This is a genomic window from Streptomyces sp. NBC_00775 (assembly GCF_036347135.1).
Classification (GTDB): Bacteria; Actinomycetota; Actinomycetes; order Streptomycetales; family Streptomycetaceae; genus Streptomyces; species Streptomyces lutosisoli.
This window is the reverse complement of sequence record NZ_CP108938.1, coordinates 1,212,771-1,231,265: the sequence shown is the minus strand read 5'-3', so window position 1 is coordinate 1,231,265 and position 18,495 is coordinate 1,212,771. Positions and strand designations below refer to the sequence as shown.

Annotated in this window: 17 protein-coding genes and 1 tRNA gene; 10 read left to right on the top strand and 8 right to left on the bottom strand. The window is 71.9% G+C overall.

Annotated elements, in window-relative coordinates:
* Nucleotides 1-9: 9 nt before the first annotated feature.
* On the bottom strand, nt 10-1,407 hold the full coding sequence (locus OIC96_RS05730; protein ID WP_330308962.1) for a DUF2201 family putative metallopeptidase: 1,398 nt from the start codon (nt 1,405-1,407) through the stop codon (nt 10-12).
* A gap of 88 nt (nt 1,408-1,495) precedes the next feature.
* Between OIC96_RS05730 and OIC96_RS05725 the strand changes: the two genes are divergently transcribed.
* A tRNA-Trp gene (locus OIC96_RS05725) sits at nt 1,496-1,571 on the top strand.
* A gap of 34 nt (nt 1,572-1,605) precedes the next feature.
* Here the strand turns inward: OIC96_RS05725 and OIC96_RS05720 are convergent.
* Nucleotides 1,606-2,451 (bottom strand): hypothetical protein, encoded by an 846-nt coding sequence (locus OIC96_RS05720; protein ID WP_330308963.1) that lies wholly within the window; start codon nt 2,449-2,451, stop codon nt 1,606-1,608.
* A gap of 82 nt (nt 2,452-2,533) precedes the next feature.
* Here OIC96_RS05720 and OIC96_RS05715 point away from each other — a divergent pair, with 82 nt between their 5' ends.
* Nucleotides 2,534-5,902 carry a hypothetical protein gene (locus tag OIC96_RS05715; RefSeq protein ID WP_330308964.1) on the top strand — a complete coding sequence of 1,123 codons (3,369 nt, stop codon included), beginning with the start codon at nt 2,534-2,536 and terminating at the stop codon, nt 5,900-5,902.
* Between the two features lie 27 nt (nt 5,903-5,929).
* Here the strand turns inward: OIC96_RS05715 and OIC96_RS05710 are convergent, their stop codons facing one another.
* The 3 genes from OIC96_RS05710 to OIC96_RS05700 form a co-directional block, all read right to left on the bottom strand.
* Entirely contained in the window at nt 5,930-6,907 is a 978-nt protein-coding gene (locus OIC96_RS05710) for an acyl-ACP desaturase (RefSeq protein ID WP_330308965.1), read from the bottom strand.
* Nucleotides 6,908-7,132: 225 nt separating this feature from the next.
* Entirely contained in the window at nt 7,133-7,909 is a 777-nt protein-coding gene (gene ddaH, locus OIC96_RS05705; RefSeq protein WP_327433627.1) for a dimethylargininase, read from the bottom strand.
* A gap of 128 nt (nt 7,910-8,037) precedes the next feature.
* Entirely contained in the window at nt 8,038-9,672 is a 1,635-nt protein-coding gene (locus tag OIC96_RS05700) for an ABC-F family ATP-binding cassette domain-containing protein (RefSeq protein WP_330308966.1), read from the bottom strand.
* Nucleotides 9,673-10,024: 352 nt separating this feature from the next.
* Here OIC96_RS05700 and OIC96_RS05695 point away from each other — a divergent pair, with 352 nt between their 5' ends.
* Nucleotides 10,025-10,888, top strand: a complete 864-nt coding sequence (locus OIC96_RS05695; protein WP_330308967.1) for an isocitrate lyase/PEP mutase family protein — start codon at nt 10,025-10,027, stop codon at nt 10,886-10,888.
* Nucleotides 10,889-10,927: 39 nt separating this feature from the next.
* Here the strand turns inward: OIC96_RS05695 and OIC96_RS05690 are convergent, their stop codons facing one another.
* Complete coding sequence (locus tag OIC96_RS05690) at nt 10,928-11,344, bottom strand: SsgA family sporulation/cell division regulator (RefSeq protein WP_330310371.1); 417 nt, start codon at nt 11,342-11,344, stop codon at nt 10,928-10,930.
* A 297-nt stretch (nt 11,345-11,641) separates the two neighbouring features.
* Here OIC96_RS05690 and OIC96_RS05685 point away from each other — a divergent pair, with 297 nt between their 5' ends.
* Together OIC96_RS05685 and OIC96_RS05680 are read left to right on the top strand one after the other, a co-directional pair.
* Complete coding sequence (locus tag OIC96_RS05685) at nt 11,642-12,697, top strand: WD40/YVTN/BNR-like repeat-containing protein (RefSeq protein WP_330310372.1); 1,056 nt, start codon at nt 11,642-11,644, stop codon at nt 12,695-12,697.
* Nucleotides 12,698-12,805: 108 nt separating this feature from the next.
* Nucleotides 12,806-13,132 (top strand): plasmid stabilization protein, encoded by a 327-nt coding sequence (locus OIC96_RS05680; protein WP_330308968.1) that lies wholly within the window; start codon nt 12,806-12,808, stop codon nt 13,130-13,132.
* Between the two features lie 13 nt (nt 13,133-13,145).
* Here the strand turns inward: OIC96_RS05680 and OIC96_RS05675 are convergent, their stop codons facing one another.
* The gene (locus tag OIC96_RS05675) at nt 13,146-13,442 is read right to left on the bottom strand and encodes a YciI family protein (RefSeq protein WP_330308969.1); all 297 of its coding nucleotides are present in this window, start codon (nt 13,440-13,442) and stop codon (nt 13,146-13,148) included.
* 61 nt (nt 13,443-13,503) lie between these two features.
* Between OIC96_RS05675 and OIC96_RS05670 the strand changes: the two genes are divergently transcribed.
* Nucleotides 13,504-14,193 (top strand): endonuclease V, encoded by a 690-nt coding sequence (locus tag OIC96_RS05670; RefSeq protein ID WP_330308970.1) that lies wholly within the window; start codon nt 13,504-13,506, stop codon nt 14,191-14,193.
* A gap of 83 nt (nt 14,194-14,276) precedes the next feature.
* Entirely contained in the window at nt 14,277-14,423 is a 147-nt protein-coding gene (gene mmpA / locus OIC96_RS05665; RefSeq protein ID WP_330310440.1) for a morphogenic membrane protein MmpA, read from the top strand.
* Nucleotides 14,424-14,502: 79 nt separating this feature from the next.
* Here mmpA and OIC96_RS05660 read toward each other — a convergent pair whose 3' ends face one another.
* Nucleotides 14,503-15,675, bottom strand: a complete 1,173-nt coding sequence (locus tag OIC96_RS05660; RefSeq protein WP_330308971.1) for a saccharopine dehydrogenase family protein — start codon at nt 15,673-15,675, stop codon at nt 14,503-14,505.
* Nucleotides 15,676-15,747: 72 nt separating this feature from the next.
* On the opposite strand from OIC96_RS05660, the gene OIC96_RS05655 reads away from it, so the two are divergent.
* The 3 genes from OIC96_RS05655 (at nt 15,748) to OIC96_RS05645 (ending at nt 18,474) form a co-directional block, all read left to right on the top strand.
* Entirely contained in the window at nt 15,748-16,146 is a 399-nt protein-coding gene (locus OIC96_RS05655) for an MmcQ/YjbR family DNA-binding protein (protein ID WP_330308972.1), read from the top strand.
* Nucleotides 16,147-16,288: 142 nt separating this feature from the next.
* Entirely contained in the window at nt 16,289-17,461 is a 1,173-nt protein-coding gene (locus tag OIC96_RS05650; RefSeq protein ID WP_330308973.1) for a CaiB/BaiF CoA transferase family protein, read from the top strand.
* Nucleotides 17,461-18,474, top strand: a complete 1,014-nt coding sequence (locus OIC96_RS05645; protein WP_330308974.1) for an LLM class F420-dependent oxidoreductase — start codon at nt 17,461-17,463, stop codon at nt 18,472-18,474. The genes OIC96_RS05650 and OIC96_RS05645 overlap by 1 nt, the downstream gene beginning before the upstream one ends.
* The last annotated feature ends 21 nt before the right edge of the window (nt 18,475-18,495 follow it).

The following is an 18,495-nucleotide window of genomic DNA, read 5'->3' as shown; positions in this document are numbered from 1 at the left end:
GGGGAGTCACTAGTGCGATCCGGTGCTCACGCGATGGCAGTCCATCGCCGGTATGTGGCTGTCGGGCCACTCATGGCCGCCCTCGGTGATCAGCCAGATCCATTTGTCGGGCTCGGCGGGCGTGATCGGCGGGGCGTATCCGTCGGTCAGCATCACCACGGCGTCCGGACTCACCTCGCAGCGGCGGCCGTTCACCTCCGTACGCCCCTCCACGTAGTCCGCGACGGCCTGGAAGCTCGTGCCGCCTCCGCCGTAGACCCGGCCGCCCGGCTCGAAGGGCATCACCACGGCATCGAAGGACAGCCAGTGCGCCTCGACCCCGTCGATCCGTCCGACGAGGTCGGTGAGCCAGTCGACCACCCGGTCGGGCATGGAGCCCGAGGTGTCGTACGCGATGACGAGGACCTTGTCGCGCACCGGGCCGCGCCGCGAGAGCATCGGGTCCTGGCCCAGCGCCGCGAGCAGCGCACCCCGCTTCTTCGGGTACACCAGCCGCTCGCCGTCACGCAGTTTCGAACCGAGCACGTCGACCAGCCAGCGCTGCCACCAGTCGACCGTCCGCGTCCGCGCGGTCTCGCCGCGCAGCTCACCGGCGCCCAGCTGCCCCCAGATCTTCGCGGCCCGCGCCGAGGCGTCCTCGGTGCGGCCCATCAGATCCAGCAGCTCCTGCTCGGCGCCCGCGTGCCCGCGGCGGGCCGCCAGCAGCGCGTTGAGCAGCGCGGAGGAGGAGACCTCGTCGACCGTCTCCTGGTCGGCGGGCACGTCGGACGTCAGATGCACACACAGCCGTCCGGCGGGAACCGGAGGATGCCGCATCCTCTTCAGCTCGCCGTACACCGTCATGTCGGTCTGGGTGAACTCGTCGTACGCGACCGGCTCAAGACCCTGCGCGAGCAGGTCCTCCCGGTACGCCTCGTGGATCTCGCGCGGATCGATGCCCGTCGGACGGCCGTCCAGCAGGGGCAGGCCGTCCCTGCCGAGCCGCACCAGCGCCACATGGTTGATGGACACCTCCGTGGCCACCTCGAAGACCGGGTCCGCGCGCAGCTCCGGGTCGGCGAACAGATGCCGCTGCACCAGATGCCGGGCCTCGTGGAACAGCACGAACTTCACGCCGTCCAGGCCGAGTCGTACGAAAAAGCCCGGATTGTAGAGAAGCAGACAGGAACCGTCGCCTGAGGCCACCACGGCAGCCGTGTCCACCGCTGTCGTCGCCAGCTGGTGGTGGCACTTCGCGTACAGCCAGGAGGCCACCGCCGACTCCGTCAGCCCGAAGTCCAGCAGCGCGGCCTCCTTGAGCCGCCGCGCCTGCTCGACGACCTCCGCGTCGGCCGGCCGGAACCGCTCCAGCGCCCTGCGGTCCGCCAGATCGACGACAGGCCGTCGCCCCCGCTCTCCGTACGCCATGCCCGCCCCCGTGTCCGATCTCCCCCATTGCCTCTTTGGTACCAGGCCGCACTGACATCGGGCCAAGGCATTACCCTCGGCGCCAAGGGCGGGGCCGTAGCGCAGAGGCAGGCGCACCGGTCTCCAAAACCAGAACACGCTGGTTCGAATCCAGCCGCCCCGCCCCCTCCCGCCCCCTCGCCACAACGAAGGTGCCGGTCAGGCGATCGCCCCCGCCGTGATCACCAGCTCCGGAACGCTCCCTTGGAACGTCCCGATCAGCTGGCCGAGCACCGCCCAGGCGTCCTCACGGTCTCCCAAATGGTCCCGTACGAGCGGCCGTAGCGCGTCCTCGGCCTCCCCGACGCGCGTCGGGAACAAGGTCACGCCCAGGAACAGCACCGTCAGCACGCGGCTCGCGGGACTCCATGCCGTCGCGTACTGCGCGGGACCGTCGATGACGCCCGCCTGCCGCACCCGGTGGGTGAACTTCGCGTGCGAGCCGAACCGGGCGCGCAGCGCGGGCGGGCAGTCGGGGCGCACGGTCAGCGCCCAGCGCGCGTAACCGGGCAGCGGACGCTCCCGGTCCGCGTCGGCGACCGCCTGCCATCCCCGCCGCCCCAGAACCATGGACGCGGCCGACCTGGCGGGCCCCATGGACGTCGACGCCCGCAGCGCACCGATGAGCCCGTACGTGCTGAAGTGCCGCGGCACCGGTAGCTCCGGCTCGTGGCGCAGCACCTTGTCGACCCGTACGGCATGGGTGCGGCCGGGGCCGTGGGGCACGCCCAGCATGACGGCCCGGCGCATCGCGTCGTCCGCCGACTTGTGCCCCCACACGACGACGTTCCGCTCCGGATCGTCCTCCTCCAGTGCCCACAGCAGAACGGAGGACGGCAGGGCGATCGACTTCCAAACGGAGTACAGCACGCGGCGGTTGTGCGTGCGCTCGTCGGCATCGGGCTCGGGCAGCCCGATCCGCCCCCTCACCCGCTCGGCGTCGTCGGACCCGATCAGACCCAGCAGGAACTCGATCGCGCGTCTCGACGTACTGATGTCATGCATGGGCGCATGATGCCCCGGCCGCCCGGCGGTCCGCACCGGGAAATCAGTACGCGGTACGGCTTCCAGCAGGCACAATCCCCGCATGGCCCGCACCCCGCGGCAGGATGCCGACAGTCTGCTGAACGCCCTCGATCCGCTCCCTCACCCGCAGCGCATGCGCGAACTCGCCCTGCGGGTGAGGGAGATGGTGCCGCTGCGGCCGGTGCTGGAGGAGCTCGAAGTGCGCGGACCCCACGAACGCGGGATCGCGGTCGTCGCGGCGTCCGTCGGCCGGGACGCCGAGTGGATCGCGGACCGCGTCGCCGACCCGGACGCCTTCGTGCGCGGCCACGCCCTGCGCGTCGCCGAAAGCCTGCACGTGCCCGACTCCGCCTACGAGTCGGCTCTCGACGACGCCCCCGAGGCGGTCCGCAGAGAGCTGCTGCGCGCCATCGTCGCGGGACGGCGCACCGCACTCGCCGACCGGCTCGTGGACGGCCTGCGGCGCGACTGGGGCGACGCGGAGGCGGCCCGACTGCTCCCCGGGTGCACGGCGGAGACGGTCGGCGGACTGCTTCCCGAACTCTTCCACGCGGTCACCGGCTGGAAGACCCTCGCCAAGCGGCATCCTGGCCTCCTTCTCGACGTCGCCGAACGGGAGTTGACGGCGCTGCCCGAGGCGACGCACGCCACCTGGTGGAGCCGGTACGCGCCGGGTGTGGCCGCCACGGTCGCGGCGGAGCCGCTGCGCGTGCTCGACCTGCTCGAACGCTTCGGGCCCGCCACCCTTCCGCACCAACTCCGTGAGCGCTTCGCGGAGTTCGCGGCAGCCGACCCGAGCCGGCTGCTGAGACTGCTGCTCACGCCGACCGGATTCGCCGCACGCCGCAGCCGGTCCCTGGGCCCCGCCGTGCTGCGCAGGCTGGCCCGCTCCGGAGCGCCCGAACTCGGGTCGTACGGGCGGGCCTTGGCCGACTGGGGTGATCTCGCACCGCTCGTGAAGGCGTTGCCGCCGGCGCGACGCCACGCCTTCTACCGGGCCGCGCAGGAAGGCCGCGGAGCCGGACACGTCACCATCGACGCGGCCATCCTCGAAGTGCTGCCGCGCAGTTGCGTCGCCGAGGAGGCCCGCCGCATGGCCGCCGCCGCGCGTGAGGGCGGCGCCCAGTGGAACTCCCTGCTGCTCGCCGATTCCTTCCTGCCCGTCGCCGAGGTACGCGACCGGCTCGTCGAGGCCACCCGCCGCCCGGCCGCCGAAGACCGCGCCGAGGCCTGGCCGTTGCTCATCCGCAACGCCGCCCGCTCCGGCGACTCGGCCGCCGTCACCTCCGTACTGCGGGAGATGGGGCGGCTGCGCAACGAACACGACCCGGTGCGCTCGGCCGCGCTCGGCGCGCTCTCCGGGGTGCGGCCCGCGCTGTTCACCGAGGACGCCGAGCCGCACCTCGACCGGATCGCCCTGGACGCTGTCGAGGCCCGCGACTCCTCGCCCGCCACCCGGCAGAACCTCAGCAGGCTCGCGGTGTCCGTCCTGCGCGAGCACGCGGCAAGCGGGCGCCGGGAGTTGGTGAACTGGGCGCTGCGCACCCTGGTCCGGATATCCGGCAACACCGGCGGCGCCGACCTCGGCCGGCTCGACGCGAGGCTGCGCCGCGGCCAGGAACACCAGGTGTACGAGGCCCTGCGCCCCTGGGTCGAGGCGGGCGCCGAGAAGGCCGACTACAGCCTCGCGTTCGCACTCGCCCGCGCGGTGGGCCGCCGCGCCGCCGGTATGCCCGAGCTGCAGGAACTCCTGTGGCAGGCCATCCGATACGGCAACGACGGGACCGTGCGCTCCGCCGTCGAACTGTGGCTGGAGTCGCCCGCGACACGGGACGAGCGCGTGGCGCGCGTTCTCGCGCTCGAACCGTCGGCCGGTGCGCTGTGGCCCGTCCTCGGGATCGTCACCCGGCGCCGCACCGATCTGCTCGACCCGCTGCTCGCCGAGGCCCCGCCGTACGGGCGCTTTCTGACCAAGGGCACCCCCTGGACCGTACCGGTGGACCGCGATGTACGCCGCTGGGTTCCGCGCCAACACCTCGCGGTGGCCCGGCAGCTGACGGCGGAGGCCGAGGACGCCGGGCTGCCGCTGTACCAGCGGGCCGCGGCCGTCGCGCGGGGCGCGCTGGTCCCGGGCAGCGGCGCCGATCTCGTACGCCGGTGGACGGATTCGCCGGACGTGGTGCTCGCCGAGGCGGCCCTCGCCGCGCTCGCCCGCACCGACCGGCCCGCCGACGCGCTGCCCGAGCTGCTGGCGCACGCGGGCGGGGAGCGGGCACGGGTCGCCGTGTACGCGGCCACGCAGGCGTCCCGGTACGCGGCGCCGTCGCGCCTCGCCGAGCAGCTGCGCGCCGTGCTGTTCGCGTCGCGCGCCAAGGTGACCAGCCGCAAGGAGGCCGCCCGGCTCGCCGCCGTACGGCTTCCGATGCCGCGGGCGGCGGCGCTGCTGACCGAGGTGTACGCGGCGCCGGGCGCCCACCTCGACGTCCGCGCCGCCATCGTGGCCTTCGCGGGCGGCCTGCTCGCCGAGGAACCGGTCTGGGACCTGCTGCGCGCCGCCGCCGGCGCCGAACCGGTGCTCCGCACCGCGGTCCTGCGTGTCACCCCGCTGGACCTGCCCGAGCCGCACCGCGAGCGCTACGCCCGGCTGATCCGCGACGTGTCCTCCACCGACGACGCGGAGACGGCGACCCTCGCCTTCGACGCCCTGGCCCGCTGGGCGCCCTGGTCCCCGGATGCCCCGACGGTTCTCGCCGACGCCGTCACCGATCTGACGGGACGCACGAGCTGGCGGGCGGCGGCGGGCGGTCTGGTGACCGCGGCGGCGGGTTCGCCACGGGGTGGCCTGGGGCTTGAGCAGGCGCTGAGGGCCTTGGCCGAGGTGGACACGGAGACCGGCAGCGCGGCGGAGGCCGATGCCGATGCGGACGAGCGGCGGGACCGGCCGGCCCGGCAGCGCGTCGACCACCTCGTCGCACGCCTGGCCCTGCAGGCCAGGACGGTCCCGGGACCCATCCGTCCCGCGGCTCTCGCCGCCGGTGAGCTGCTCGCCGGGTACGACGCCTTTGTACCGCAGGCGGCCGCGATCACGGCGTACCACCTGGACCTGGACGCCGACCTGGGGCGGCTGGAGCGGCTGGCCGCCCTCACCGAGGGCCGGCCCGCGCTCGCCGCCCGGACGGCCGGGGAGCTCGGGGAGCGGCTGCGGCGGCAGGCGCACGAGGGGGATCCCGAGGCACTGCTCGTCGCGGTACGGAGGCTGACCGCGCACGGCGGGCACGGCGAGGGGCTGCTCGCGGCGGCCGTCACCGGGGCGATCGGCAGCCGTACCGGCTGGGCCGCGCCCTGGCGGCAGCAGCTGAGAGCACTGCGCCGCCACCCGGTGGCCGACGTGCGGGACGCGGCGCTGGACCAGGTGACGGCGCAGGAGTGAGGTGACGCGGAGCGGGCGCCGGGGGCGTCAGCCGGCGGCGCGTGCCGCCATGCGCGCCTTGCGGGCGGCGAGCTTCTCGTCGAACTTGGAGGCCTCCGCGTCCAGACCGCCCATGAAGAAGCCGAGCTCCTCCTGGGCCTGCAGGCCCTCGGGTCCGAGGCCGTCGATCTCCAGGACCTTGAGGTGGCGCAGCACCGGCTGGAGCACGTCGTCGTGGTGGATGCGCATGTTGTAGACCTCGCCGATGGCCATCTGCGCGGCGGCGCGCTCGAAGCCGGGCATGCCGTGACCGGGCATCCGGAAGTTGACGATGACGTCACGCACGGCCTGCATGGTGAGGTCGGGGGCGAGCTCGAACGCGGCCTTCAGCAGGTTGCGGTAGAAGACCATGTGCAGGTTCTCGTCGGTCGCGATGCGCGCCAGCATGCGGTCGCAGACCGGGTCGCCCGACTGGTGGCCGGTGTTGCGGTGCGAGACGCGGGTCGCGAGCTCCTGGAAGGCGACGTAGGCGACCGAGTGGAGCATCGAGTGGCGGTTGTCCGACTCGAAGCCCTCGCTCATGTGCTGCATGCGGAACGCCTCGAGCTGGTCGGGGTCCACGGCGCGCGAGGCGAGCAGGTAGTCGCGCATCACGATGCCGTGCCGGCCCTCTTCCGCGGTCCAGCGGTGCACCCAGGTGCCCCAGGCGCCGTCACGGCCGAAGAGCGAGGCGATCTCGTGGTGGTAGCTGGGCAGGTTGTCCTCGGTGAGGAGGTTGACGACCAGCGCGATCCGGCCGAGTTCGGTGACCTTGGACTGCTCCTTGCCCCAGGCCTCGCCGTCCTCGAAGAAGCCGGGGAAGTTACGGGCGTCGCTCCACGGCACGTACTCGTGGGGCATCCAGTCCTTGGCCACCTTCAGGTGGCGGTTGAGCTCGGTCTCGACCACTTCTTCCAGCGCGTACAGCAGTCGAGCGTCGGTCCAGGCGGCGGACGGGCTGCCGAGGTGGGGAGAAGTGATCGTCACGGGTGCTCCAGGGGGACGTGTACAACAAGCGAGGACGCAACCTACGGCATCGTAGGCTACGTATCCGTAGGTTACGAAACCGTAGGTTAAGTGTGCTGTAAAGCCCCCCTGGTCAGCGGGGGTCCCCACGGGAGATCACGCACTCCCGGAGGCCCGCGGGCAGGGGCCCTGCAAGCCCAGGTCCCAGCACCGTACGAGCGCCCGACGGACGTCCCGATCACCCGTTCAGACGTACAGTTCCCGGAGCCGGACCGAGAGACATGTCACACAGCCTTCGAGTTTCTCGAACTCACTGATGTCCACGAGGACCGGCTCGTGGCCGAGGTCCGCGAGCAGCTCCGCCGTCTTCGGGGCGCTCTCGGCCATCAGAAGTTTTCCTCCGCCCAGGAGCACGACGTGCGCCCCGGACTCCTCCGGCACCGCCAGGAAGCGCGGGAACAGCGACGGCGTGTCGACCAGTGGCTCGTGGCCGATAACCGTCCCGTCGGGCAGCGCGGTGACCGCCGACTTCAGGTGCAGCACCTTGCTCACGGGTACGGCGACGACCCGCGCCCCGAGCGGTTCGAAGGCCGCCCGCAGCTGCTGGACCCCGGCCGCGTTCGTGCGCCCGCCGCGGCCCACGTACACCGTGTCGCCGACCTTCAGGATGTCACCGCCGTCGAGGGTGCCCGGCTCCCAGATCCAGTTCACCGAGCAGCCCAGCCGGGCCACGGCCTCCTCGACCCCGGCGGTCTCGCCGCGCCGGGACTCGGCGCCGGGGCGGGAGATCAGGGCGACATTGCGGAAGACGACCACGGTGTCCTCGACGAACACCGAGTCCGGACAGTCGTCGGCGGGGTCCACCTCGACGGTCTCCCAGCCGTGCGTACGCAGTGCCTCCGCGTACGCCTCCCACTGCTCGACCGCCAGGTCGACGTCCACCTTCGCGCGCTCGATGTGCGTCACCAGCCCTTCGGCGAGGCGGGGGCTGGGACGGCGTATCAGGGCTTTCTGGCTGGGCACGGATGGATCTCCGAATCGGCAGGGGGCGTCGGCGGACATCATGCAGCGCGGGTCCGCGCGCACGAAAGCCCCCGGCTCGACGCCGGGCAGCCCCCGAATCAGACGCTAGGCGTCCCCCAGGCCCAGCGCTATGAGGGATACCCGACAGCTTCCGGCGTGATTTCTTTCAGTTCTCCTCCTTCCAGCAGCAGCCACCGCGTGATTCCGATCGACTCCAGGAAGGGCACGTCGTGGCTGGCGACGATCAGTGCCCCCTCGTAGGAGTCCAAGGCCGTCGTGAGCTGCCGGACGCTCGCCATGTCGAGGTTGTTCGTCGGCTCGTCGAGCATCAGGAGCTGCGGCGCGGGCTCGGCCAGCAGTAGCGCCGCGAGCGCCGCCCTGAAGCGTTCGCCGCCGGAGAGCGTCGCCGCGCGCTGATCGGCCTTGGCCCCCTTGAACAGGAAGCGGGCCAGGCGCGCCCGGATCCGGTTGTTGGTGGCGGCCGGCGCGTACCGGGCCACGTTCTCGGCGACCGTCCGCTCGTCGTCGAGCACGTCGAGCCGCTGCGGCAGGAAACGCAACGGCACATGGGCCCGGGCGTCGCCGGACACCGCGTCCAGCTCCCCGTGGATCGTCCGCAGCAACGTGGTCTTGCCCGAGCCATTGCGCCCGATCAGCGCGATCCGCTCGGGCCCGCGCAGCTCGAACACGCCGTCCACACGCGCGCCGTACCGCAACTCAAGCTTCTCCAGGGTGAGTACGGTGCGGCCCGGCGGCACGGCCGTGTACGGCAGGTCGACGCGGATCTCGTCGTCGTCCCGTACGGCCTCCACCGCGTCGTCCAGACGCTCCTTCGCCTCGGTGAGCTTCTCTTCGTGCATGATGCGGTGCTTGCCCGCGGATTCCTGTGCCGTACGTTTGCGCATCCTCATCACGGCGCGGGGTTCGCGCTTAATGTCGAACATTTTCTGGCCGTACCGCTTGCGCCGGGCCAACTTGACCTGTGCGTCGACCAGTTCGCGCTTCTGCTTCTTCAGATCGGCCTCGGCGACGCGCACCATGCGCTCCGCCGCCTCCTGCTCGCCGGCGAGCGCCTCCTCGTACGCGGAGAAGTTGCCGCCGTACCAGGTGACCTCTCCGGAGCGCAGATCCGCGATCTGGTCGACCAGATCCAGGAGTTCGCGGTCGTGGCTGACCACGACCATGACCCCGGACCAGGCCTCGACGGCCGCGTAGAGCCGCCGCCGCGCGTACAGGTCGAGGTTGTTGGTCGGTTCGTCCAGCAGCAGTACGTCGGGTCGGCGCAGCAGGAGCGCGGCCAGGCGGAGCAGCACCGACTCGCCGCCGGAGACCTCACCGATCGTGCGGTCCAACCCGATGTGCCCGAGCCCGAGTTCGCCGAGCGTCGCCAGCGCCCGCTCCTCGACGTCCCAGTCGTCGCCGACGAGGTCGAAGTGCTCCTCGGCCACGTCGCCCGCCTCGATGGCGTGCAGCGCGGCGCGGGCGGCGGCGATGCCGAGCGCCTCGTCGACGCGCAGACCGGTGTCGAGGGTGACGTTCTGCGGCAGGTAACCGACCTCGCCCGCGACCCGGACCGTGCCGTCGACCGGGGTGAGTTCCCCGGCGATCAGCCTCAACAGGGTGGACTTTCCTGATCCGTTGACGCCGACGAGCCCGGTCCTGGCGGGACCGAAGGAGACCTGGAGGCCGTCGAAGACGGCGGTGCCGTCCGGCCAGGTGAAGGAGAGGTCGATACAGGTGATGGAGGTGGGAGAGGTTGACATGAAGGCCTCGCGGTTGCTGGATGCGGTCAGGGGCACGCGTTCGGGACACCGCGAGGTGACGACGATCCAGTCAGGAGGGCAGCAAGAAGGCCCCGCACCGGAGGACGGCTCATACGCCGAGGTCGCACGCTGCGCACACAGAGGCCAGAAAGCACTGGCTGTGTGTGACGCGGTGTCTCAGACCTCAGACGAGCAACGTCCTTCTCCAATCGACGGCAACAGGACTGATATACACCGTAGGAGCGGCCCTGGACCCTGTCAAAGGATTAACGCCCGCCGCCCGCGTTCCTCCCTCACGTACATGTCGATTTCCTGCCAGCCCCCCACCTCGCTCCATGCTTGGCTCACCCCCATGACGAACCCCGATTCCCTCCGCGTGAACCCCGATTCCCTGCGCGAAACCGCTCTCGCCTTCCATGCCCTGCACGTGCCCGGACGTCCGCTCGTCCTGCCGAACGCGTGGGACGCGGCCAGTGCCCGGATCGTCGAAGGGGCGGGCGCGGCCGCGGTGGCGACGACCAGTGCGGGGCTCGCGTGGGGGCTGGGTACGGCGGACGGGGACCGGCTCGACAGGGACGCGGCTCTCGGCGTGGTGGGGCGGATCGTCGCCGCGGTGCGGGTTCCCGTCAGCGCGGACATCGAGAGTGGTTACGCTCAGGACGCGCAGGGCGTCGCGGACACGGTCCGTGCGGTGCTCGCGGCGGGTGCGGTGGGCGTGAACATCGAGGACGCGCTCTACGGCGACGAAGGCGGTGGCGCGCCGCTGCGGCCGGTCGCCGAGCAGGCGGAGCGCATCGCGGCGGCCCGCGTGGCCGCCGACGCGGCCGGGGTGCCGCTGTACATCAACGCCCGCATCGACACGTATCTGCGCGGCGCGGGCAAGATCGAGGAGACCCTGGAGCGGGCGGCCGCCTTTCTGGCCGCCGGAGCCGACGGTGTCTTCGTCCCCGGGACCGTCGATCCGGTGACCGTCAAGACACTCGTCGAGGGCATCGAGGGCCCGCTGAACGTACTGGTGGGCCCCGGCGCACCGTCCGTCGCCGAGCTGGCCGCGCTAGGAGTGGCCCGGATCAGCGCGGGTTCGAGCATCGCGCAGGCCGCACACGCCCTGGTCCACCGTGCCGCGCGGGAGCTGCTGGACGCGGGGACCTACGACTCGCTGACCGACGGCCTCGACTACGGCGAGCTCAACACCCTGATGGGCAGGAGCAACTGAGGGCGGGGCGCCGCTCAGCAGATGCGCCGGCGGGTGCGCTCAGCACGTACCCCGCATGAGTTCGGCCAGATCGTGGTCCAGGTCCACCTGGAGGTGTTCAAGACCGACGGGCACCAGGTCCGTCGTGCGCTGCAGGAAGCGTCGCACCTCGCCCGAGCGCACATGCACCACGGCGGTGCCCTCGGGGGCGTGGAACTCCAGGACGGTGCGGTCGTAGCCGTACGGCCGCACCCGGACGTCGCCCCGGCCCACGGCCTCCTCCAGCCCGGACGTGAGCAGCTCGCGCGCGAAGGTCCAGCACACGTCGACGCCCTCCAGCGTGGCCGGGGCCGGGAAGGTCATACGGACGGCGAAGGGATCGCTCCGGTCGTAGTGGAGCGTTGCGGGAATGCTCGGCATCCGCGGCGCGGCGGCGACGAGGCGGGCCTCTACGGGCTGCTCGATGACGGTGGACAACGCCTTGCTCCCTTGTGACGGCTGGACGAACTCCGGGCGGATGAGGCCGGTCACATGAAGAGACGAAGAAATGGGCCACCGCGTGCACCTGAGACCCGAGTGACCTCTGTCACCGAGTCCCTTCACTGGGGTGATCCCTGTAGTGATCCATTTCCCGTCCCGTGCTCTCCGGACATCCGAGAGGACACTCAGTCGATGCCCCGAGGTTCCCGGAGGACGCCATCTGGACGGCGCCGGGGGAGTGGGCTAGCTTCGCCCGCCATGAGGGGCTTGGGGAAGACGAGACGTACGAGTCGGATGGTCGCCGTGGGACTGTGCGCTGCCGCGCTCGCCACCGCGCTGACGGCGGCATCACCCGCGCAGGCACACGAGGCGGGGAAGGCGGCCCACTGGCAGCTCAAGGACAGCGGCACGGACGTACGGTTCCGCGGACTCTCGGCCGTCAGCCGGGACACGGCCTGGGTGGCCGGCTCCAAGGGCACCGTGCTGCGCACCACCGACGGCGGCGCGAACTGGCGGAACGTCTCGCCGCCCGGGGCGGCGGACCTGGAATTCCGTGACATCGAGGCGTTCGACACGCGGCGCGCCGTGGTCCTCGCCATCGGTGAGGGCGAGGCCTCCCGTGTCTTCCGCACGGACGACGGCGGCGCCACCTGGACGGAGTCCTTCCGCAACACCGACGCGAAGGCCTTCTACGACTGCCTCACCTTCTTCGACCGGCGCCACGGACTGGCGATGAGCGACCCCGTGGACGGCAAGTTCCGCATCCTGTCGACCAGTGACGGCGGCCGCTCCTGGAAGGTGCTGCCCAGTGACGGGATGCCCGCCGCCCAGGACGGCGAGGCGGGCTTCGCGGCCAGCGGGCAGTGCCTGGTCAGCTCGGGGCCTCGTGACGTGTGGCTGGCCACCGGCGGGGGTGCACGCGCGCGCGTGCTGCACTCCTCGGATCGCGGACTGACCTGGACGGCCACCGACACGCCGATCCCGGCCGGCGACCCGGCGCGCGGCGTCTTCGGCGTCGCCTTCCGCGACCCCACTCACGGCCTCGCGGTCGGCGGCGACTACCGCGCCGACCAGGCCTCACCCCAGGCCGCGGCCCTCACCTCCGACGGCGGCCGCACCTGGACACCCGCCGCCCAGCCCCCGCCCGCCTACCGCTCCGGCGTCACCTGGCTCCCGCACAGCCGTACCGCCGCGCTCGCCGTCGGCCCCACCGGCACCGACCTGACGACGGACGGCGGTCGCACCTGGCGCACCCTCGACACCGGCTCGTACGACACCGTGGACTGCACCCCCGACCTGGGCTGCTGGGCCTCCGGCGAGAAGGGACGGGTGGCCCGCCTGGAGCGCTGACCCGCGGCCCGCTGTGCGGCGGGGAGACGGCTGTGGTTGCGTGGGAACCAGGTACCTGTCCGAGGCGGCGGCGTACCCGTTCCGTGCTGCGAAAGGAAGTGAGCCGTCATGCCCCGCGGTTCGAACCCCAAGCGGGAACGCCAGTACGAGCACGTCAAGGAGAGCGCGCTCGAGCGGGGAGAGAGCAGGAAGCGCGCCGAGGAGATCGCCGCGCGCACCGTCAACAAGGAGCGCGCCCGGTCCGGCGAGTCGAAAACCGCGAGCCGCACATCCACCGAGGACATCTCCTCCGGCAGGCGCGGCGGCCTGCGCTCCCACGAAGGTGCCCAGGGTCCCACTTACGACCAGCTGTACGAGGAGGCCAAGCGGCGCAACATCCATGGCCGATCGGGCATGGACAAGAGCGAGCTGAAGCGCGCGCTGGGCGACCGGTGAACCCATGCCCGGTTCAGCCGGGCGTCTCCCGGTAGCGCTCCAGGCCGGGCGCCGTCTTGGTCGCGATGAACTCGGTGATGCGGTAAGCGCACACGCCCGCCGCGACGAACGGGTCGCCCGCGGTGATCTGCTCGATCCTCGCCCGGTCCTCCGCGACGGCGAGGATCATGCCGCCGTCGCGGGGGTTCTTGCGCCCGGAGGCGACGAAGACACCGGCCGCGTACTGCTCGTCGAGCCAGGCGACGTGGGCTTCCAGAGCGGCGTCGACGGCTTCGAGCGGCGCGGTGTAGCTCAGCTCCAGTACGAACATGATCGCGAGCCTACCCCTGACCGCTCACCCTGCTCCGCGGGCCCCTAGGCTCGTCCTCACCATGACGACCGTAAGGATTCCCGCGGGCTGGCCCGCCACCGAAGAGCAAGCCCGTGCCGTACAGGACGAGTTGCGGGAGCGGGTGGTGCTCGATGAACCGGGGCCGCCGCCCGGCACCGGCCGGGTGACGGGGGTCGACGTCGCGTACGACGACGAGCGGGACGTCGTCGTGGCGGCGGCCGTCGTGCTCGACGCGGCGACCCTCGACGTCGTCGCCGAGGCCACCGCCGTCGGCCAGGTCTCCTTCCCGTACGTTCCCGGGCTGCTCGCCTTCCGTGAGATCCCGGCCGTCCTGGCCGCACTCGACGCCCTGCCCTGCGCCCCCGGCCTGGTCGTCTGCGACGGCTACGGCCTGGCACATCCGCGCCGCTTCGGCCTCGCCAGCCACCTCGGCGTCCTCACCGGGCTGCCCACGATCGGGGTCGCCAAGAACCCCTTCACCTTCTCGTACGAGGAGCCGGGCACCCGGCGCGGCAGCGCGTCCGCACTGGTCTCCGGGGAGGACGAGGTCGGCCGCGCGCTGCGCACCCAGGACGGCGTCAAGCCGGTGTTCGTCTCCGTCGGCCACCGGGTGAGCCTCGACAACGCGTGCGCGCACACGCTCGCGCTCGCCCCGAAGTACCGCCTCCCGGAGTCCACCCGACGTGCGGACTCCCTCTGCAGGCGGGCCCTCCAGGAGGCAACCCCGTGATGGTCCCCATCCGTTGACTGAGTACGTGTTCTGAGTACCTGTACGGATGTGGCTCCACCGTCATGATCGGCAGGCTGTGCCGCATGACGACGCACCGTGCCCCGAAGACCGCCGCCCACCCCGCCCAGCCCGTCGAGCGCGCCGTGATGGCCGCACTGGTCCTCGCCGTGATCGCCGGACTCGCCTGGATAGGCGGGATGATCTACACGGTCACGGGATGGTCGTCCTGAGCTACCACTGCCTCGACCATCCCGACCGCCCGGACCTTCCCGGCCGCCCGCACCACCCCGACTGTCCGGACTGCCCCGACTACAGGACAGCCGCCACCCGGAACGTGATCCCCGCCTCGCGCAGGCGCTCCATCAGCGCGTCTCCCATGGCCACCGCCGGCGTGACCTGCCCGGACGTCTTCGGCAGGTCGTCGAAGGCGAGGGACAGGGCCGACTCGGCGAGCATCTTGGCGGTCTCGTCGTAGCCCGGGTCGCCGCCCGCGACCTCGGTGAAGACGCGGCGTCCACCGCCCTCGCCCACGAACCGCACCGAGAACCAGCTCTTCGCCCGCCGCGAGGCACTCGGCCCGTCCCCGGGCTTGACCCGGTCGGACAGCCAGCGGCGCGCGGGCGGCAGTTGAGCCGCCGCGAAGACCGCGCTCACCGCCGCGACCCCGCCCACGGCGAACGGCAGCCGCTCGACGGCCGCGTAGTGGCGGTAGCGGAAGTCGGGCCCGTACCGTTCCAGGGCCCGCGCGGACCGCTGGACCACCTGAGCGTCGATCGTGGGCAGCGGCAGCGCCCACGCCCCGACCTCCTTGGCGAACCGCGGAGCGCCCAGCGGCGCTATGGCCCGCCGCCCCATCAGACGCGGCTCATGGCGTTTGCGGTCCCGCGCCGCGGCGAGCATGTGCCGCCCGCGCGCGAACTGGTTGAGCGCCGAGGCGAAGGTGCCGCCCGAGAACATCGCCTGGGAGCGTACGAATCCGTCGACCCTCAGCGGCACCCCCTCGGGAAGCTGCCGCACGGTGAAGTACGCGCCCAGGTCGTGCGGAATCGAGTCGAAGCCGCAGGCGTGCACGAGCCGCGCCCCCGTCTCCCGCGCGCGGGCGTCGTGCCGGACGTACATCAGGTCCACGAACTCGGGCTCACCGGTGAGGTCCACGTAGTCGGTCCCGGCGTCCGCGCAGGCGGCCACCAGCTCCTCGCCGTACGTGATGTACGGCCCGACCGTCGTGGCCACCACACGCGCGTGCCGGGCGAGTTCACGCAGTGACTCCGGATCGGCCACGTCCGCCCGGAGTACCCCGGGGGCGCCGGACAGCCGCTCGCGCAGCCGCTCCAGTTTCTCCGCGCTCCGCCCCGCGATCGCCCAGCGCAGCCCCTCGGGCGCGTGGGCGGCGAGATACTCCGCCGTGAGTTCCCCGACGAACCCAGTGGCTCCGAAGAGCACGATGTCGTACGCGCGATCCGTCCCGTTCAGCCTGCTCATGACACCTCTCAGCCGTGCGCGAAGCGCCGTTGTCGGTGGCTGAGGCTAGCGTGAGGTACGAGCAGCCGGACGATGAGGTCGGAGGTAGCGGTGGCCGTGCCGAAGAACGCCCTGAAAAAGTGGGAGAAGGTACGCGAGTTCGCCCTCGGCCTGCCCGGCGCCTCGGAGGAGTTCCCCTGGGGCGAGGCCGTCGCGAAGGTGAACAAGAAGGTGTTCGTCTTCCTCGGCGTCGACGACGGCAGCTATCCGCTGGGCGTCACCCTGAAGCTCAAGGACGACGCCGCGCATGCCCACGCCCTCACCTCGCCCGGCGCCGAGCCCGCCGGATACGGCCTCGGCACGTCCGGCTGGGTGCGCATACCCCTGGCGGAGCGGGGCGCTCCGGCCGCGGAGCTGCTGTGCGACTGGGTGGAGGAGAGCTACCGGACGATCGCGCCGAAGAAGCTGATCGCCGAGCTCGACGAGCGTTGACGCGGCCCGTTCTGGCCTGTTTCGTCATCATCCGCCGACCGGAATTTAACTAAGCGCTTGCTCGTCCAGGGCTTGCCCGATGTGGAACACGTTCTTAACATCGCTGATGTCACATCAGTAGTGTCACAGTGCTGGGGGCTTGATGGCAGTGGCAGGGACGCCAGGACACGGCCCGCTCGCCGGGGTGCGCGTGGTCGAGCTGGCGGGCATCGGTCCCGGCCCGTTCGCGGCCATGCTCCTCGCCGACCTCGGCGCGGATGTCGTCCGAGTGGACCGGCCCGGCGGCGCCGGGCTCGCGATCAACCCGGAGTACGACGTCACCAACCGCAACAAGCGGTCCGTGATCCTCGACCTGAAGACCGAGAACGGCCAGGAACGCGTCCTTGACCTGGTCGAACGCGCCGACATCCTCATCGAGGGCTACCGCCCCGGCGTCGCCGAGCGCCTCGGCGTGGGCCCCGGTGCCTGCCACGCCCGCAACCCGAAGCTCGTCTACGGGCGCATGACCGGCTGGGGCCAGGAAGGCCCGCTCGCCCAGCGCGCCGGGCACGACATCGCGTACATCGCCCTCACCGGCACCCTCGGCATGATCGGCCGGCCGGACGAGCCGCCCACGGTTCCCGCGAACCTGGTCGGTGACTACGCGGGCGGCTCGCTCTATCTCGTCGTCGGCGTCCTCGCCGCACTCCACCACGCACGCGCGACCGGAGCGGGACAGGTCGTGGACGCGGCCATCGTCGACGGCGCCGCACACCTCGCCGCGATGATCCACGGCATGCTCGCCGCCGGCGGCTGGCAGGACCGGCGCGGCGCCAACCTGCTGGACGGCGGCTGCCCGTACTACGGGACGTACGAGACGGCCGACGGGCAGTACATGGCGGTCGGCGCCCTGGAGCAGCAGTTCTACGCCGAGTTCGCCGAACTGCTCGGCATCGCCGAACTGGCCTCGGCCCGCAAGGACCTGGCCCGCTGGGGCGAGCTGCGCGAGGCGGTCGCCGCCCGCTTCAAGACCCGTACGAGAGACGAGTGGACCGCGGTCTTCGAGGGCTCCGACGCCTGCGTGGCCCCCGTCCTGTCGCTGCGCGAGGCGCCCGCCCACCCCCATCTCGCCGCCCGCGGCACCTTCGTCGACCACGGCGGCATCACCCAGCCGGCCCCCGCGCCCCGCTTCTCCGTCACCCACACCGCCGTCCGCACCGGCCCCGCTCAGCCGGGCGCCGACACGGTGGACGTGGCCCGCGACTGGGGCGTACCCCACCTTCTGAAGGACAGCGACCCGATGAAAGACAGCGACCCGAGGAAGGACGGCGCCTGATGCAGCTCTCCCTTCCGCTCGACTACGCGGGCGACCCGCGCCGCGCCGCCGATGACGTCGCCGCCCTTGAGTCCGCGGGCCTGGACGCCGTCTGGGTCGCCGAGGCCTACGGCTTCGACGCGCCGACGATCATGGGCTATCTGGCCGCCCGCACCGAGCGCATGACGATCGGCGCCGCGATCCTCAACGTCTACTCGCGCACCCCCGCCCTGATCGCGCAGACCGCCGCCGGGCTCGACGCGATCTCCGGAGGCCGCGCCATCATCGGCCTGGGCGCCTCCGGCCCACAGGTCGTCGAGGGCTGGCACGGGAAGGCGTACGACAAGCCCCTGGGCCGGACACGCGAGGTCATCGAACTGACCCGTCGTATCCTGCGCCGCGAGGTCATCGACCACCACGGCATCACCGACATGCCCCGCCCCGGCGGCCTGGGCAAACCCCTGAAGATCCTCACCAAGCCCGTACGCCCCGAAGTACCCCTCTACGTCGCCTCGCTGGGCCCCGCGAACGTCCGGATGACCGCCGAACTCGCCGACGGCTGGCTGCCCACCCTGTTCATCCCGGAGAAGGCCCACCAGGTCTGGGGTGCGCCGCTCGCGGAGGGCGCCGCGCGCCGGGACCCCGAACTCGGCCCGCTCCGGACCGTCGCCGGCGGACTGCTCGCCATAGGCGAGGACGCGGCGGCCGTACGCGACCTCGCGCGACCCAAGATCGCCCTCTACGTAGGGGGCATGGGCGCGCCCGGCAAGAACTTCTACAACGACCTCGCGGTGGCGTACGGCTACGCGAAGGAAGCCCGGCTGATCCAGGAGCTGTATCTGTCCGGCCGGAAGAAGGAGGCCGAGGCCGCCGTGCCGGACGAGTTCTGCGAGCTCATGTCGCTGTGCGGGCCGGAGGGGTACGTCCGCGAGCGTGTCGAGGCCTTCCGCGCGGCCGGAGTGACGATGCTCAACGTCATTCCCGTCGGACCGGAACCGGCCAGGCTGATCGAAACCGTCAAGGGCTGGCTCTGAGAGGGGCTCGCCCGTATATGA

Excerpts from the sequence above, each read along its gene's own strand:
- OIC96_RS05730 (WP_330308962.1), bottom strand. The coding sequence starts at position 1,407 with ATGGCGTACGGAGAGCGGGGGCGACGGCCTGTCGTCGATCTGGCGGAC.
- OIC96_RS05720 (WP_330308963.1), bottom strand. The coding sequence starts at position 2,451 with ATGCATGACATCAGTACGTCGAGACGCGCGATCGAGTTCCTGCTGGGT.
- OIC96_RS05715 (WP_330308964.1), top strand. The coding sequence starts at position 2,534 with ATGGCCCGCACCCCGCGGCAGGATGCCGACAGTCTGCTGAACGCCCTC.
- OIC96_RS05700 (WP_330308966.1), bottom strand. The coding sequence starts at position 9,672 with ATGTCAACCTCTCCCACCTCCATCACCTGTATCGACCTCTCCTTCACC.
- OIC96_RS05695 (WP_330308967.1), top strand. The coding sequence starts at position 10,025 with ATGACGAACCCCGATTCCCTCCGCGTGAACCCCGATTCCCTGCGCGAA.
- OIC96_RS05685 (WP_330310372.1), top strand. The coding sequence starts at position 11,642 with ATGGTCGCCGTGGGACTGTGCGCTGCCGCGCTCGCCACCGCGCTGACG.
- OIC96_RS05680 (WP_330308968.1), top strand. The coding sequence starts at position 12,806 with ATGCCCCGCGGTTCGAACCCCAAGCGGGAACGCCAGTACGAGCACGTC.
- OIC96_RS05675 (WP_330308969.1), bottom strand. The coding sequence starts at position 13,442 with ATGTTCGTACTGGAGCTGAGCTACACCGCGCCGCTCGAAGCCGTCGAC.
- OIC96_RS05670 (WP_330308970.1), top strand. The coding sequence starts at position 13,504 with ATGACGACCGTAAGGATTCCCGCGGGCTGGCCCGCCACCGAAGAGCAA.
- mmpA (WP_330310440.1), top strand. The coding sequence starts at position 14,277 with ATGACGACGCACCGTGCCCCGAAGACCGCCGCCCACCCCGCCCAGCCC.
- OIC96_RS05660 (WP_330308971.1), bottom strand. The coding sequence starts at position 15,675 with ATGAGCAGGCTGAACGGGACGGATCGCGCGTACGACATCGTGCTCTTC.
- OIC96_RS05655 (WP_330308972.1), top strand. The coding sequence starts at position 15,748 with ATGAGGTCGGAGGTAGCGGTGGCCGTGCCGAAGAACGCCCTGAAAAAG.
- OIC96_RS05650 (WP_330308973.1), top strand. The coding sequence starts at position 16,289 with ATGGCAGTGGCAGGGACGCCAGGACACGGCCCGCTCGCCGGGGTGCGC.
- OIC96_RS05645 (WP_330308974.1), top strand. The coding sequence starts at position 17,461 with ATGCAGCTCTCCCTTCCGCTCGACTACGCGGGCGACCCGCGCCGCGCC.